This is a genomic window from Exiguobacterium sp. MH3, from assembly GCF_000496635.1.
GTDB classification, from domain to species: Bacteria; Bacillota; Bacilli; order Exiguobacteriales; family Exiguobacteriaceae; genus Exiguobacterium_A; species Exiguobacterium_A indicum.
Map to the genome: position 1 here is coordinate 1529110 of NC_022794.1, position 14881 is coordinate 1543990.

16 protein-coding genes are annotated in these 14881 nt (G+C 49.6%); 11 read left to right on the forward strand and 5 right to left on the reverse strand.

Going from position 1 to position 14881, the window contains the following annotated elements; genetic code table 11:
- Positions 1 to 451: 451 nt before the first annotated feature.
- Positions 452 to 733, reverse strand: a complete 282-nt coding sequence (locus tag U719_RS08120; protein WP_023468271.1) for a hypothetical protein — start codon at positions 731 to 733, stop codon at positions 452 to 454.
- Positions 734 to 904: 171 nt separating this feature from the next.
- Between U719_RS08120 and U719_RS16750 the strand changes: the two genes are divergently transcribed.
- The 4 genes from U719_RS16750 (at position 905) to U719_RS08135 (ending at position 3741) form a co-directional block, all read left to right on the forward strand.
- The gene (locus tag U719_RS16750) at positions 905 to 1123 is read left to right on the forward strand and encodes a hypothetical protein (RefSeq protein ID WP_143013646.1); all 219 of its coding nucleotides are present in this window, start codon (positions 905 to 907) and stop codon (positions 1121 to 1123) included.
- Between the two features lie 80 nt (positions 1124 to 1203).
- A complete protein-coding gene (locus tag U719_RS08125; RefSeq protein ID WP_023468273.1) occupies positions 1204 to 2256 on the forward strand; it encodes an FAD-dependent oxidoreductase in 1053 nt (350 codons plus the stop codon).
- Positions 2253 to 3164 (forward strand): PhzF family phenazine biosynthesis protein, encoded by a 912-nt coding sequence (locus tag U719_RS08130; RefSeq protein ID WP_023468274.1) that lies wholly within the window; start codon positions 2253 to 2255, stop codon positions 3162 to 3164. The genes U719_RS08125 and U719_RS08130 overlap by 4 nt, the downstream gene beginning before the upstream one ends.
- On the forward strand, positions 3136 to 3741 hold the full coding sequence (locus tag U719_RS08135; protein WP_023468275.1) for an HAD-IA family hydrolase: 606 nt from the start codon (positions 3136 to 3138) through the stop codon (positions 3739 to 3741). The genes U719_RS08130 and U719_RS08135 overlap by 29 nt, the downstream gene beginning before the upstream one ends.
- Before the next feature lie 39 nt (positions 3742 to 3780).
- On the opposite strand, the gene U719_RS08140 is transcribed toward U719_RS08135, so the two are convergent.
- The 3 genes from U719_RS08140 to U719_RS08150 form a co-directional block, all read right to left on the reverse strand.
- Positions 3781 to 4962, reverse strand: a complete 1182-nt coding sequence (locus U719_RS08140) for an MFS transporter (RefSeq protein ID WP_023468276.1) — start codon at positions 4960 to 4962, stop codon at positions 3781 to 3783.
- Between the two features lie 17 nt (positions 4963 to 4979).
- Positions 4980 to 5573 (reverse strand): TetR/AcrR family transcriptional regulator, encoded by a 594-nt coding sequence (locus tag U719_RS08145; protein WP_023468277.1) that lies wholly within the window; start codon positions 5571 to 5573, stop codon positions 4980 to 4982.
- A 117-nt stretch (positions 5574 to 5690) separates the two neighbouring features.
- On the reverse strand, positions 5691 to 6743 hold the full coding sequence (locus U719_RS08150; protein WP_023468278.1) for a hypothetical protein: 1053 nt from the start codon (positions 6741 to 6743) through the stop codon (positions 5691 to 5693).
- Positions 6744 to 7025: 282 nt separating this feature from the next.
- Here U719_RS08150 and U719_RS08155 point away from each other — a divergent pair, with 282 nt between their 5' ends.
- From U719_RS08155 to U719_RS08165, 3 genes are all read left to right on the forward strand, one after another.
- Positions 7026 to 8327, forward strand: a complete 1302-nt coding sequence (locus U719_RS08155; RefSeq protein ID WP_023468279.1) for a hemolysin family protein — start codon at positions 7026 to 7028, stop codon at positions 8325 to 8327.
- A 328-nt stretch (positions 8328 to 8655) separates the two neighbouring features.
- The gene (locus U719_RS08160) at positions 8656 to 9948 is read left to right on the forward strand and encodes a globin-coupled sensor protein (protein WP_023468280.1); all 1293 of its coding nucleotides are present in this window, start codon (positions 8656 to 8658) and stop codon (positions 9946 to 9948) included.
- Positions 9949 to 10025: 77 nt separating this feature from the next.
- Complete coding sequence (locus U719_RS08165; protein WP_023468281.1) at positions 10026 to 10721, forward strand: hypothetical protein; 696 nt, start codon at positions 10026 to 10028, stop codon at positions 10719 to 10721.
- Between the two features lie 141 nt (positions 10722 to 10862).
- On the opposite strand, the gene U719_RS08170 is transcribed toward U719_RS08165, so the two are convergent.
- The gene (locus U719_RS08170; protein ID WP_023468282.1) at positions 10863 to 11492 is read right to left on the reverse strand and encodes a Lipopolysaccharide core heptose (II) kinase; all 630 of its coding nucleotides are present in this window, start codon (positions 11490 to 11492) and stop codon (positions 10863 to 10865) included.
- A gap of 145 nt (positions 11493 to 11637) precedes the next feature.
- Between U719_RS08170 and U719_RS08175 the strand changes: the two genes are divergently transcribed.
- The 4 genes from U719_RS08175 to U719_RS08190 are packed head-to-tail and all read left to right on the forward strand — an operon-like array spanning position 11638 to position 14869.
- Positions 11638 to 13116 (forward strand): carboxypeptidase M32, encoded by a 1479-nt coding sequence (locus tag U719_RS08175; RefSeq protein WP_023468283.1) that lies wholly within the window; start codon positions 11638 to 11640, stop codon positions 13114 to 13116.
- Positions 13116 to 13838 (forward strand): glycerophosphodiester phosphodiesterase, encoded by a 723-nt coding sequence (locus U719_RS08180; RefSeq protein WP_023468284.1) that lies wholly within the window; start codon positions 13116 to 13118, stop codon positions 13836 to 13838. Before U719_RS08175 ends, U719_RS08180 begins: the two co-directional genes overlap by 1 nt.
- Before the next feature lie 13 nt (positions 13839 to 13851).
- Positions 13852 to 14322 (forward strand): hypothetical protein, encoded by a 471-nt coding sequence (locus tag U719_RS08185; RefSeq protein ID WP_023468285.1) that lies wholly within the window; start codon positions 13852 to 13854, stop codon positions 14320 to 14322.
- Positions 14312 to 14869 (forward strand): guanylate kinase, encoded by a 558-nt coding sequence (locus U719_RS08190; protein ID WP_023468286.1) that lies wholly within the window; start codon positions 14312 to 14314, stop codon positions 14867 to 14869. Before U719_RS08185 ends, U719_RS08190 begins: the two co-directional genes overlap by 11 nt.
- Positions 14870 to 14881: the final 12 nt, after the last annotated feature.

A 14881-nucleotide genomic window follows, 5' to 3' on the forward strand; every position in this document is an offset into this window, starting at 1 on the left:
GTAAAGTTGGGTTTACATTTTGTAAAGTAGACTTTACGTCATATATGTAAAAAATGGAGCTGACTCAAAAGTCAACTCCTCAGACTGAAGACAAAGCGTAATTTTTCTTTTAACAAAAAGGATTGCGCTTTTTTTTGTTCATCTCGAATCGTTTTCCTGGGACAAGCATCGCGCCGCTTCGCTTCGCTGCAGGGTCGCTCCTGCTTGTTTTTCCCTAGGAAGCGATGTCGAGTGAACAAAACGCTTCTCTGATCCTTCTTCCGGATATAAAAAAATGACGCATTACACGCCACTCCTACAGGAAAAAGCGCGATTTTGCGCTGTCAGAGACAAACAAGACCCGTTTTCCTGCTCGAACGGAGCGGGAAAACTGACTTGTGTCTCGCTTGAGGAAAGGGCGTGAAAAGACGCGTCATTTTTTGGGATCAGTCATTTGAAGCCTACGTGAACATTAAAATACGTAAGGTGTCAAAATGACAGCCATGAGACAGACGAACGTCGTCCATCCCTGATGATGACGTAAGGATAAGAAAAGCGTGACCAGCCCAGTGATCATCATACCGGATAAAATCCATCCTAGCCAAAAATCCGTGCTATTCGAAGCAATCGGGATGCTTAATATGTAAGCTGTCGTGTGCGGAAAGAAGCCGATGGCATCTAAAATGATACCGCCAAAGACACCAGTTAGCAACAAGCCGATCGACAGACGAAATAGTGCGTTATGTTTAATCATATGCATACTCCTATTCTGTTTGGTTGACGCAAGAAATCCTATTGTTGCACCTATTCAATATGTTTCTACAAAAAGCGATGAATTCCTTTCTGTTATCTATCCCTGAACTTTATCAAAAATCCTCGCTTCTGCACATCAATCGGAATATTCAGATAGTTATGGGGTATTCTGTTGAAAACGCCATCGCCGATTCAGTGGAAAGGAGAAGAGAAGATGATGCCTGAACTGATACCGGATGACCGGGAGCTCGAACGAAGGATTCGGATCGTCCATCTGTTGCGAAAACTGGGGAAGACGGACGAAGCGATTGCCCGATCCTTGTATGTTCCGATCGAATGGGTTCAATCAATTGGTGAAGAAGACGACTGGCAGCAAATGCAATCATCCTAAGGCAAGGACGTCACGTCCTTGTTTTTTCGCGTGTTCCGGTATACTAAAACAAGCATCTCAAATCGAGAGGATGAAGTAAAATGAACGTTGCCATCATTGGAGCAGGAATCAGTGGTTTATATCTCGCGACGCGTATGCAGGAGCTTGGACACGACGTGACGATCTATGAAGCACGCGACCGAATCGGTGGGAGAATTGAGACGGTCGATTTCGACCTAGCCGGACAAGCATATGCGTTTGATCTTGGACCGACTTGGTTTTGGCCGGACAGTGAACCACTGATGGTTGATTTGATCCATCGATTCGATTTACCGACACTGGAACAATACACGACGGGTGCGCTTCGACTCGAACGGGCTGACGGAATCGAGTCGCATGTGGTTGCGAATCAACCGACGGCGCTTCGCCTTCGTGACGGAATCCGCTCTGTTCCTACGGCACTTGCTGCACGACTCAGACCGGGAACGATTCGACTCAAGTCTCCGATCAGTCAGATTGATGTCACGAACCGGAGGGTCATCAGTTCAGGAAGGAAGAGTCAACCGTTCGATGAGATCGTTCTCGCACTCCCACCACGTTTAGCGGCAAGACTATCGTATGTGCCAGCTTTACCTGAAGCAGTCCTGGATGAACTCGAAGCATTACCGACCTGGATGGCGCAGCAAGCAAAATGTCTTGTTCTTTACGAAAGACCGTTTTGGCGTGATTCGGGCTGGTCCGGTCAGGCAATCAGCTGGACTGGGATGGTGCAGGAGATTCATGACGCTTCCCCACAAGATGGATCAGGAGCGTTGTTCGGTTTTTTCCGGACACCGGCACGTGAACGACAGTTATTGACCGAGGCGGAAATCAAGGAAACGGTACTCGCGCAGCTGGTTCGTCTGTTCGGTGAACAAGCGCGTCAGTCGATTGGTTGGGCGTATAAAGACTGGTCGACGGATAGTTGGACAGCAACACGAGCTGATGCAGCACCGCTCGTGGATTTCCCGGCATATCATGCTATCAATCTCGGAGTGGAGCATGCAGCGATTTCACTGATTGGGACAGAGACCGATCCGAGTCATGGTGGACACTTAGAAGGGGCCATACGATCCGTTGAACGCTATTTAGAAAAGAGAGGAGTAAAAAAATGATCGAGACGCTACATTATGATGTGTTCACGACGACGCCAGGAAGCGGTAATCCAGCTGGGGTCGTCTTAGACGCCGATCAATTGACTGAGTCGGAAATGCAACGAATCGCGCGTACGAATGGCTTTACCGAGACGACGTTCGTCTTGTCATCCGAGCAAGCGGACTACCGCATGCGCTACTTTGCACCGGAACGGGAAATGGACTTATGCGGACATGGTACGATTGCCGCATTGACGGCACTTGATTCAAAGATCCGTTTATCTACGGCATGTCAGATCGAGACAAAGTCAGGCATCTTGCCCGTGATGCGTTTAGCGAACGGAATGTTTCGCTTGCAACAGGGACAACCACAATTACATCAGTTTGACGGTGACATAAAGCACGTTCTAGCCGCGATTGGTCTCGAATTGACACATCTCGATGACCGATGGCCAATCGTATACGGCAGTACTGGGAACTGGACACTGCTCCTCCCGATTCGTCGACTTGAGGACTTTCACCGGATGGTGCCGGATAACCAACGCTTTACCACCGTGTTGACCGACTTCCCACAAGCCTCGATTCATCCGATTTGTCTCGATACATATGACCGACAAGCGACGATGCACGGACGTCACTTCTCAGCAACGGGGGCAGGTAGCGTCGAAGATCCGGTTACGGGAACGGCGAGTGGTGTGATGGGTGTCTATTATCGAAAATTCATCCAGCCACTTGAAACGGAAACAGCGATCATCGTCGAACAAGGACACGAGATGGGTCGTCCCGGGCAGGTCGGAATCCGTATTTCTGGCGAAGGTCTTGATCATAGCAAATGGAAAGTCGAGATGGACGGGCAAGCCGTCTTTGTCGGCGTCAAGAGAGTGGGAGAGGAAGAGGCAGATGTTGAAACATTTCATTTGGGATTTTGACGGCACCTTGTTTGATACGTATCCGGTGTTAGTCGATGTGTTCGTGGAATTACTCGAGCGTGAGGGGCGAACGGTCGAACGCGAGCAAGTAGCAGAGCTGATGGCGATTTCAGCAAAAACGACGTATGAGGCGTTTGGTGTGTCCGAAGCGTTCATTGCGAACTACAAACAACAAAAGATGAACATCGAACAAAAACAGTCTGAACCGTTTCCCGGAATCCGTGAACTGTTAGAGGCGTTATCGACGAGAGGTGCGACGCATCATATCGTCACCCATCGCGGAACATCGATTCATGCGTTGCTTGCAAAACACGAGTTGACGCATCATTTTCAAGACGTGTTGACGGCACCGGATGGATTCGCCCGAAAACCGGATCCGGAAGCTGTCACGTACTTGATCGATCGGCACCAGATGGCACGAGACGAGACGATCATGATTGGAGACCGGGAACTCGATGTCTTAGCCGGACATCGTGCCGGTATCAAGACGTGTTTGATAAGCGAACATGCGAGTCAGACCGTTGCGACGTATACCATAACGTCGCCCGGTCGATTAAAGGAATTGTTACTGACATAACGACAGCCCCGCTTCCAGTGATGGAAACGGGGCTGTTTTTTAAGAAGACAACCGATCTGCTTCGGTTGCTTCAGCGCGTGGTGCACGCCAGAAATACGTCAGGAAAATACCGACTGCGAGCATGGCTGTCGCAAAATAGAACGGATAGTTCAAATTGACGTCAAAGAGTAGTCCACCAACGATCGGTCCGAGAATGTTGCCGATGCTCGTAAACATCGAGTTCATTCCGCCGACGAATCCCTGTTCATTTCCGGCAATCTTCGAAAGATAGGTCGTGACAGCGGGGCGCATCAAGTCGAAACCGACGAAGACGACCATCGTCACGAGAATGATCGAGAGATAGTTCGTCACGAACGTCATCAAGACGACGAGCAGTGTCGAACCGATCAAGCTGTAACGAATCAAGCGAATCTCACCGAACCAGCGTGTCAAACGGTCGAACAGTCCTACTTGGACGATGACGCCGACGATCGCACCGAGAGAAATCGCAAGCGCGATATCCTTCGCTGTGAAGCCGAACTTCCGGTCGACGAACAAGGCGAACAACGACTCGAATGAGGCGAGACCGAACGATGAGATCAATAGGACAAGAAAAGCGATGAAATAGAGCGGACTGAAGACTTTCCGGAAACCCGTCTGTTGTTTGACCGTCGTTGTCTCGTAGTGACGTTCCGGTTCCTTAAGCGTAAAGACGGATAACACCATCGCTGTTAAACCGAACGCAGCAGCAAAAAAGAACGGTGTCCGCGAGCCGAGGTCAGCGAGGAACCCACCAATCCCCGGTCCGATGATGAAACCGGTCGAGATGGCAGCAGACATATATCCGAGCGCTTTCGGACGAGTTTCGTTCGTCGTGATATCAGCGATGAATGCCGTGACGGCTGGCATGATGAAAGCAGCGCTGACACCACCGAGAATCCGTGACGCGAACAGGACTTCGACGCTTTGACCGAGACCGAATAAGAGCTCGGACATGCTGAAGATGAATAAACCGATGATAATCATCGGTTTACGTCCGTACTTGTCAACGGCACGTCCCGCGAGTGGTGAAAGAATTAGTTGCGCAAAGGCGAAGGCGGAAACCATGTAACCGACTGTCGCCCCGGAGATGTTCAACTCGTTCATGATTGTCGGTGTGACGGGAATGACGAGTCCGATACCTAAAAAGGCAATGAATAAGTTGAGCAGGAGTGTACTTAAAATCAATGTATTGTTTTGCATAGTTCACCTCAATAGAATTAAATCGTTTTTGACATACCGCGCCAGACGATCGGCCAGACAGCTTGCTGTCGAGCGTGAAACGCGTCGACACCGTTGTAGACGAGTTCCGTCAGCGTACCTTCAGCAACCGTCAGATAGGCGAGAGCGGCACTTTTGTAATCCGTCGAATAGAGAATCTGTTCCGTTCGGTCTCGTTCGCGTAGTAATCGCGTTAATAGATCGTGCAGTGAATCGAAAAACGGATTGAAGCGGTCCGTCATTTCTTGTTCGAGCTTCTCCGGTGGAAAATAGGCAGCCCGAAGGATGAATCGCATCAGGATATCGTCTTGCTGTTCCGAAATGAACCAATCGAAGAAGCCGTGCAGCGATTGCTCGAGCGGCTGCTGCCGCGTACTCGTGAAATACGTCGCAAAGCGGCGCTTTTGTTCTTGCAAGGCGTACGTCGTCGCTTGCAGGAACAGGTCGTCCTTCCCTTTATAGTGCGCATAGATCGATGGCTTTTTTATGCCAACCTCTGTCGCGATCTCTTGCAACGATGCCCCTTCATAGCCGTGCGCAGCAAAATGATGGATGCTCGTCTGTAACAATTGTTGGGCTTTCAGATGAATCACCTTCCTAACGGTCGTTAGGTAACACTGTAACAGCAAATTTCAAATGTAGTCAATCAGATTGTCTTACCGCACAAAAAAACTGACTCCGCGAAGGCGGAATCAGTTAAGGAAGAATCATTATTTATTCATGACACGACCGCGTGTTGCGACGCGTGAGCCGACGATTCCTGCGAATGACGTGAAGATAAGAGTCAGAAGCAGTCCGACGAACGCCCAGATCGAAACTTTTGACGCCGTTTGTGTCGCTTGTTCCGTTTGCTCGCGGACATCTTGGACTGTTTTCTTCAAGTCAGCGGATGTCTCATCAAGCGTTTGTTTGGCGTTTTCGATTTGTTGCGTCGTTTCTTTTGTTGCCGTGTTGAGACCATCGACGATATTTTGTGTCGCTTCTTCCGCTTCAGCACCTGTCAAATCGGTGTTTTTCGCGACTGCATCAGCGATTTTGTCTTCATCGACTGATTTCTCGATTTTTTCAGCTCGTGCTGTCAACGAATCACCAAGATCCTGGACGATCGTATCGAAGTTTTCTGGTTTCGTGATCGCTTCCTTACCAGCAGCCGTGACGTCTTCTTGAACAGCGTCAAGTTCGTTCTGCAAGTAACCTGGTTGCAATTCTTTGATGTCCGTATCTTTTAAGATTTCGTCGACGTTCCCTTCAAGTTCTTTCGTATCAACTTGTGACACGTTTTTCGTAATCGAATCGAATCCTTTCGTCGCAGCGTCTTGCGCCGTCGAAGCAACGGATCCGATACCGTTACCAGCCGCACCACCGACCGTACCGAGTAGTGAGCCGACCGATTGTAACGTATTGACCGTCGTGAACGTCAAGAGAGCGAACAAGAGGATGACGCTCGTCGACCATGTCAAGAAACCGTGGACGAGACCGGCAAGTGCCGACGTCACACCGGAGACGAATCCAGCAACGAACAGCGAGATGAGCAATGAAAGGATTGCCCAGATGATCAAGCCAGTTCCAACACCATCGAACGGGTTATTTGACGTGACGTCCGTGACGCCGAGACCGATCGCTGAACCGATTAAACTAAATAAGATCAATAAAGATAGAAATGATACCACACCTGCAAAAATCGAGCTCCATGAGATGTTACGACCTGCTCCGTCCGCTTCCGCTCGGAAATGCGACGAAAAGCCTCTGTTTGTCTTTTCCATAATAAGCACTACCTCTCCCCAAATTGGTCTTTCAAGTTCGAGATGTTCATGAATGTAAAAGCTTCATCTCAAGTTTCTTACGCGCATAGCTCTTATATAACCGGTAACTAAATAAGAGAAACCTAGTATTACAGGTACATGATTAATGGTCGCCTGAACTTCAACGAAGTGATATTGGTTGCGTTTGAAGAAAAAGCATCGTACACTCTTATCAAGTGTCACGTTATACTGTACAGTTTAAAATCAAAAGGAGGTGATCCCCCACTTTTAGGGGGATACAAGTTGGACATCGTCTTAACACTGAATTTGTTGTTGCTCGTCGTATTGATTGGTTTGACCGCGTTTTTCGTCGGTTCGGAATTTGCTGTCGTTAAAGTCCGGATGTCACGTCTCGACCAGATGGTGCAAGAAGGAAAAAAGGGAGCAGTACTTGCGAAGAAGGTCGCAGGAGATCTCGATTATTACTTGTCGGCCTGTCAGCTCGGTATCACGATCACTGCACTTGGTCTGGGTGCACTCGGGAAACCGACCGTCGAGAAATTGTTGACACCGGTCTTTGATGAACTTGGTGTCGCCGTTGCGCTGTCAACGATTCTCTCATACAGTATCGCTTTCATCTTCGTGACGTTTCTCCACGTCGTCATCGGAGAACTTGCACCGAAGACGCTCGCGATCCAGTATGCGGAACGGATGACGTTACTGCTAGCTCCTTCACTCTATGTATTCGGAAAAGTCATGTATCCGTTCATCTGGATCATGAACGGTTCGGCCCGTGTCCTCTTGCGGATGTTCGGTGTGAAACCTGCCGGTCACGAACAAGCCCATTCCGAAGAAGAGTTGAAGATCATCATGGCACAAAGTTTTCAAAGTGGTGAGATCAATCAATCGGAACTCGCCTTGATGCAAAACGTCTTTGCGTTTGATGAGCGTGTCACGCGCGACATCATGGTGCCACGGATGAACATGATGGTCATTTCGGACGAGATGAGTTGGGAAAATCTATTACAGACGATGTCTGATAATCCGTATACACGTTACCCGGTCAGTGAAGGAACGGATAAGGATCGGATTAGTGGTTATATCAACGTCAAGGAAGTGCTCGCCCATCACGCGGTACAAGACGAACGAGAACTTGCATCGTTCCTTAAACCGTTGCCGGTCGTTTCGGAATTGACACCGCTGCAAGAAACACTCTTGAAGATGAAGCAGACACGGTCACACATCGCTCTCGTCATCGACGAGTATGGTGGGACATCCGGTTTGATCACGATGGAGGATATTTTGGAGGAAATCGTCGGTGATATCCGTGATGAATTCGATGAAGCGGAGCAAGCCGAAATCGAACAGTTACTGGACGGCTCGTACCGCTTAGCGGGTACTGTCCTATTAGTTGAAATTGAAGAACGATTTGGTCTTCGGTTCACTGAAGCAGAGGCGGTCGACACGATCGGTGGATATATCCAATCACGGACGGCTGCTTTTGAAGAGGGAACGATCGTCACAGATGAGGCGTTTACGCTTGAGATCTTGCGTTCTGCCCAATATCAGATTCAGGATGTCAAGTTGACCTTGCCGTCAAGCTAACAGAAAGACCCGTTTTACTTAGTAGTTCAATCTACTAAGCAGGCGGGTCTTGTTTAATGGACCGAGGACTTATCGCGTTCATCAAAAAAGTAAAAAAGTGTCATTTGATCAATGATGAACATGGTGATAATTCTGACCGACGAGATCACGAATCGATAAGATATGGCGATAAGCTAACGTATATCTACTAGATGTTAGGGAAAAAGGCTAACTTCAATCAATAAAACAATCTAGATCAACCATAATTATTGTGATTTTCCATTCAATTGTCAGAGAATCTAGACGATATAAGGAACGAAGTTCACAAATGAATGAGGGAGAGAAGCATATGAAATGGTTCGCGAAATCAGCATCACCGTCCTTCGATGCGCGCATCGAAGACGAACGCGCTCATGTCGTGTTGAACGTTCCGACATCCTTACATGAACAATTACGTTTAATCGGTCTAGAAGCAGTCGATTTACAAATTGTCCGGGTCATCCGCGAAGATGTATCCCGTTGGATGCCGAGCATGGTCGACGCGTTCTACGAGGAGCTGGTTCGTGTTCCATCTCTCCGGCATTTGATTGAACAGCATTCGACGCTCGAACGATTGAAAGGCACTCTCGCTCGGCACATCCTACAAATGTTCGATGGTCAGGTGACGATGGACTACATCGAAGCCCGGCGCCGGATTGCTGAACGGCATGTTCAAATTGGGTTGCATAATAAATGGTATATTGCTGCCTTTCAAAAAGTCTGGAACGTCCTCAGTGAACAGATTGACGGCAGTGATTGGCCGGAAGTAGAACGTGTCCGGATCATGCGGGCAGCGGGGAAACTCTTCAACCTCGAGCAACAGATCGTCATGACGATGTATGAGGATCAAATCGATGAGGAACGCCAAGCGATCGCGACAGCCAAACGGCACGTCGGAGATGGCGTACAAAAATCAACGGAAGAACTTGCTGCGATGAGTGAAGAGTCGTCAGCGAACTTCCAGGAGATTGAACGGCACGCCAAACACGTCTCGACGACGACAGACGCAATTTCGATCCAGTTGACGGAAGCGGTCGGTGAAGCAGAAGCAGGTGTCGTCCTCGTCGAAGAGGAGACACGTCGCTTTGAACATGTCGTTGCAGATTTATCACGGACGACCGAACAAGTCGCTGAACTGTCTCGTCTGTCGCAGGAAATCGAGCGAATCGCCGGGATGGTGACGACGATTTCTGATCAGACGAACCTTCTCAGCTTGAACGCCTCAATCGAAGCGGCGCGTGCCGGGGAGATGGGGCGCGGGTTTACCGTCGTTGCGCAAGAAATTCGGAAACTCGCTGAAGAGAGTAAACAGTCGGCAGCCGAGACGTCGCGGATCGCCCAAGAAATCACGCAAAAGATGCTCGTCGTCTCAGAGCGGATGGGAACGACGGAGACAGCGGTTGTCCGAACGACGACGGAGATGCAACAAGTCGTCCGTGCCTTTTCACGGATTTCGGAACAGACGGATGCGGTCTCGCGGCAAATTCATGAACTATCGACCGATACGAAGGATGTCGCCGGAACGATCGAAGGTATGCGTAAGATTGCAGAAGCGATTGCTGAGACAGCGGATGACTTACAAGAAGTCGCAGCAACTCTATAAGTGATCCCTCCTTTCTACGTGAAAGGAGGATTTTTTGTCGCTTTATGGAAAAATGAAAGTGGAGGTGTGAATGGTTTATGGTTCAGAGTATAATACTGATTGTCTTATGCTTTTTCGCTTTGATTGGACATTATTTGATGACAGGGGAACTCGCTCCACGTGAGTTGTACGGATTACTCGGTTTAACGGGCGTCGCTTTCGTGATCGGTGGAGTCGAATGGTGGCAAATCCGTTGCGATTTACGTTATCGAGGAGTAGAAGAGGGAGTATCCGTTCGATTAGCGGACAGGGCGAGCCGAAAGATGAATACGGTCTTTCTCGCGCATGAACGATGGCTAACGTTCTCACGTCGATACGCCACATGGTGGCAGGCAATCCTTGCGCGCTTCGAAAAGTTCGAATCATTTTTCCTCGACGTGACGTTCGAAGGAGACGGGGAACAATTACAAATTAAAGAGACGAAGACGGAGTGGCTTCGCAATACGACACATTTTGCGATTCGTAAAGACGGACGCGATGTCGGAACGATTCGCACGGATGCGGCACTTCGTCAGCAACTGCAGCTGAAAGAAGTCTTACTCGTCTCGTATGCCGGTCAGGAGTATCAGATTCGGTCCTCGACAGTCACGAGAAAAATCGGCGTTTATCAAAACGGCGATTGCATCGCAACAGGGTCACGGCACGGGGCGCAACTCGTCTTTGACTGTGACACGAAGGAACGTCTCTTAGCCGTCGCCAGTATGATCGTCTTTCGACTTGTTTATTCGAAGTGACTTTATTTCACCGACCGTATAAATGATTTTAATGTTTACAGACCAAAAATCACTAAGACAGGTCATTTGCCTATTAGATTCTATGGCTACATACAAAAAGCGCGCTGATTCTCTTTTATAGAGATCCAGCGCGCTTTTTCGTTAACCGGTCTTTCGGATCGATTCGAATAATCGTCCCTTATAGACGTCGGCAATCGTATTGAGGAACGTCTCGCTCAACTTTTTCGGGAAGAACGGTTTTGCATACACATAATGATACGCCTTCTTCAAATCATCCCATTGTGTACACGGTTCCGTTTGACGGAACCGAGCGACGTCGATGATCCGTGTTCCGTTAGCGGTCAAAAGGATATTGCGTAAATGGATGTCTGATGGGTTCAAACCGACGGATCGTGCTTGTGCTAAAGCCGTATCGACTGTCGTTAAGACGGATTCTGGGATGAACGTCCCGCTGACGAGACATTCGAATAACGTTTGACCTTCAATGTATTCAAGCACGATATAATCGGCACCGTATTCGTAGACTTGCGCATACGTCGGAAAATCAGTCAACTGTGCGTAGATGCTCCCTTCGAGATCAGCGAGCGTTCGAAACGACGGGTAAAATTTCTTGATGACGCGATCTGTTCCGCGGATGCGAAAGACGAACGCACTTCGTCCTGTCCCGATTAAGTCAAGTTCACTCGGAAGATGCTCGATCGTACAAACGAAGCCTGTTTCTTTCAATTGGATCAATTGCGCTAACTCAGCGTCAGTTTTCAATGGTGTCACTTCCTTTCCTCCTTCATTTCTTATACCCATTATACGCTCATCTGACAGGAAAAGTTTCAAAAATCACTTGTGTGTGAAAGTTTTGAACATTATGTGATATGCTAAAAATGTTACACTGTTACATACTTCAAGGGGGTTTTTAATCATGTCAACGACACAACAATGGCGCGACCATTTCGATGGTCTTCGCGCATACGAAGAAGCCGTCGCATTACTTTACTGGGACATGCGGACATACATGCCGGATCAAGGCGCAGCAAACCGTTCCGCGTCGATCGGATTCCTCTCGACAGAGAGCTTCCGTCGCCGGACAGGCGAAACATACCAACAATTACTAGCAGCAATGGAGCAAGAGACGCTGACGGGCATCGAAGCGATCTCGTTCGCAAAAGCAAAAGAGGCATTCGATCGCGACTCGAAGATTCCAGAAGCCGAGTACCAAACGTTCATCACGTTGATCTCTGAGGCAGAGAGCGTCTGGGAAAAGGCGAAGGACGCAAACGATTGGTCGATGTTCGAACCATACCTCGAGAAAATCGTCGCGATGGAGCGCCAGTTCGTCGAGTACTGGGGCTATGACGCGCACCCATATGACGCATTGCTCCATGATTATGAGCCGGGGATGACGGTCGCGACACTTGATCCGTTGTTCGCAGAACTTCGTCAAGCAATCATTGGTTTGCTCGGTCAGCTCGAAGGAAAAGACTTCCCGACGCTTGATTGGTCAGCGGACCGCGAGACACAGATCGCCTTGAACCAAGAGTGGCTCCGCGATATCGGCTATGACTTCACGTCTGGTCGCTTGGATGAGACGGTTCATCCGTTCCAGACGACGATCAACCGGAAGGACGCACGTATCACGACGAAATACGATGAGAACGACTACCGGAACTCTGTCTTCGGCACGATGCACGAAGCCGGACACGCGACGTATGAGCAAGGGATCGAACCGGAACTCGATTCACTCGGTCTTGGTGACGGGGCTTCGATGGGGATTCACGAATCACAATCACTGTTCTTTGAGAACTTCATCGGACGCAACCAAGGTTTCCTCGACGCACGTTATCATGGCTTACAACAAGCGATTCCGTCACTGGCTGACGTTCCGTTCGAACGCTTCTATGCCGCGGTCAATGAAGTCAAACCGTCACTGATTCGGATCGAAGCCGATGAATTGACGTATGCGCTTCATATCATCATCCGCTATGAGCTGGAAAAACGCTTGATGACGAAAGAGCTCGAAGTCAAGGATCTTCCGCAAGAATGGAACCGCCTCTATAAAGAGTATCTCGGTGTGGATGTGCCGAGTGACGCAAAAGGCGTCTTACAGGACGTCCATTGGTCAGGTGGCTCGTTCGGTTACTTCCCAAGTTACGCGCTCGGTCTCGTCTATGCGGCACAGCTCAACGAAGCGCTTCGTCGTGACGTCGATAACGTCGATGGTCTGATCGCGGCGGGAACACTCGCTCCAATCAAAGGCTGGCTGAAAGAGAACATTCACCGTCACGGGAAATCGAAGACACCGGCTGAACTGATCGAAGCAGCAACGGGGCAATCGATCTCTGTCGCACCACTCGTCAACTACTTGACGAAGAAATACACGCGTGTCGTCGAGGCACTCTGATGTTGTGGTTTGCACACCGCGGCGTCAGTGACCGTTTTCCGGAGAACACGCTCGAAGCCATCGCTGCTGCGATTGAAGACGACGTCGATGGGGTCGAATTCGATGTCCATTTCTCAAAGGACGGTGTCGGTGTCATTATTCACGATGAGACCGTCAACCGGACGACGAACGGGACAGGACGTGTCATCGACATGACGGTTGCTGAACTGCAGGCTCTGGATGCTGGAGCACGATTCAAAGGGGAACCGATCAAGACGAAGATTCCGACGCTTGACGAAGTCCTCGCAATCCTTGCACCAGTGACCCTGCGGCTCAACATCGAGCTGAAGACGGATACGATCCGCTATGACGGGCTTGAAGCGTATGTCCTTGAACGCTGTGCAGCACACGGCATCGCGACCGACCGATTGTTATTCAGTTCGTTCAACCATTATTCGGTTGCCTTGATCCAAAAGCTCGACCCACGCGTTGAGACAGCGATTCTCTATCCGTATCCGATCTATCATCCGGAAGAACAAGCCCTCCGAATTGGTGCGACCGGTATCCATCCCGATTATCGACGGGTGACGGAAGCGGACGTTGCGTTCGCTCACGCGCAAGACGTCACGGTCCGGGTTTACACTCCGAAGACGGTCGAGGATGTCCGGCAGATGCAGCGGATCGGTGTCGACGCCGTCATCGTCAATGATCCAAAAGGGATGCGCGACACATTCGAAGGATGAGGAGGAGGAAGGGATGCGCAAGGAATACGTATTCGTCATCAGTTTGTCGCTCGTCGCTTTATTCGTCGGACTTCAGCTTGGCTTTGCCCGCTTGCCGGAACCAAAACCGAAGCAAGTGACGACGACACCGATGCGCCCTGCGGATTATCAGGCAGGACTTGCGTCAGCGAAACGGGAACTGAAGCAGATTCAGCGCTTCACCTTGAAAAGCACCCTTCCTGCGGATGGAACGACGGTGACCTGGATTTATGAGACCCCATCCGATGAACGAATTGCGGTCGATTGGTATTACGTCGAGAGTTATCCGGAAGAACAAGTCCAGATGACACGAAACGAGACATCCCGGATCATCTCGTATGAACGCTATTTAATCGTCATTCGACCGATTTACGGAACGGTCGTCGATAGTGAACTCGAACAGTTCGCTCTTCGCTTTACAGGTTACTTCACGACACAACAACAGGGGGAAAACGATGTCAGGTAAAATCATTCTCTTGATTGGTGGATCGGGCAGCGGAAAGTCCTCCCTGATCAAACGTCTGCGAACGGAATACGCGCACGTCCGGTTCATCCCGTCGGTGACGACCCGACCGAAACGACCGACAGAGATTGATGGAGCAAGCTATCATTTCGTCGACGTCAAGACGTTCCAACAATTGATCCAAGACGACGGCTTCATCGAATACGCCCACGTCCACCGGGCGTGGTACGGGACACCGCGTCAAGCGTATGTCGATGTCCTCGAACAGGATCAAATCGTCATCAAGGACATTGATCCGAAAGGGGCGGCGAACTTCAAGCGTTTGTTTGGCGACCAAGTGATCACGATTTTCGTCTCGGTCCCACCCGACTTGATGAAGGAACGACTGTTGATGCGCGGGGATACACCGGAGTTTGAAGCGCGACTCGTCGATTACGAGGAAGCGTGGAAAGAACGCGATCATTATGATTATATGATTGAAAACATCGATTTTGAGACAGCGTATGCCGATCTGCTTGAGATCATTGCTGGCTACATTCCACAGGCATGACGAAGAGGACGC

Coding starts and splice junctions, on each gene's coding strand:
- U719_RS08120 (WP_023468271.1), bottom strand. CDS start 733: ATGATTAAACATAACGCACTATTTCGTCTGTCGATCGGCTTGTTGCTA.
- U719_RS08125 (WP_023468273.1), top strand. CDS start 1,204: ATGAACGTTGCCATCATTGGAGCAGGAATCAGTGGTTTATATCTCGCG.
- U719_RS08130 (WP_023468274.1), top strand. CDS start 2,253: ATGATCGAGACGCTACATTATGATGTGTTCACGACGACGCCAGGAAGC.
- U719_RS08135 (WP_023468275.1), top strand. CDS start 3,136: ATGTTGAAACATTTCATTTGGGATTTTGACGGCACCTTGTTTGATACG.
- U719_RS08140 (WP_023468276.1), bottom strand. CDS start 4,962: ATGCAAAACAATACATTGATTTTAAGTACACTCCTGCTCAACTTATTC.
- U719_RS08150 (WP_023468278.1), bottom strand. CDS start 6,743: ATGGAAAAGACAAACAGAGGCTTTTCGTCGCATTTCCGAGCGGAAGCG.
- U719_RS08160 (WP_023468280.1), top strand. CDS start 8,656: ATGAAATGGTTCGCGAAATCAGCATCACCGTCCTTCGATGCGCGCATC.
- U719_RS08165 (WP_023468281.1), top strand. CDS start 10,026: ATGGTTCAGAGTATAATACTGATTGTCTTATGCTTTTTCGCTTTGATT.
- U719_RS08175 (WP_023468283.1), top strand. CDS start 11,638: ATGTCAACGACACAACAATGGCGCGACCATTTCGATGGTCTTCGCGCA.
- U719_RS08180 (WP_023468284.1), top strand. CDS start 13,116: ATGTTGTGGTTTGCACACCGCGGCGTCAGTGACCGTTTTCCGGAGAAC.
- U719_RS08185 (WP_023468285.1), top strand. CDS start 13,852: ATGCGCAAGGAATACGTATTCGTCATCAGTTTGTCGCTCGTCGCTTTA.
- U719_RS08190 (WP_023468286.1), top strand. CDS start 14,312: ATGTCAGGTAAAATCATTCTCTTGATTGGTGGATCGGGCAGCGGAAAG.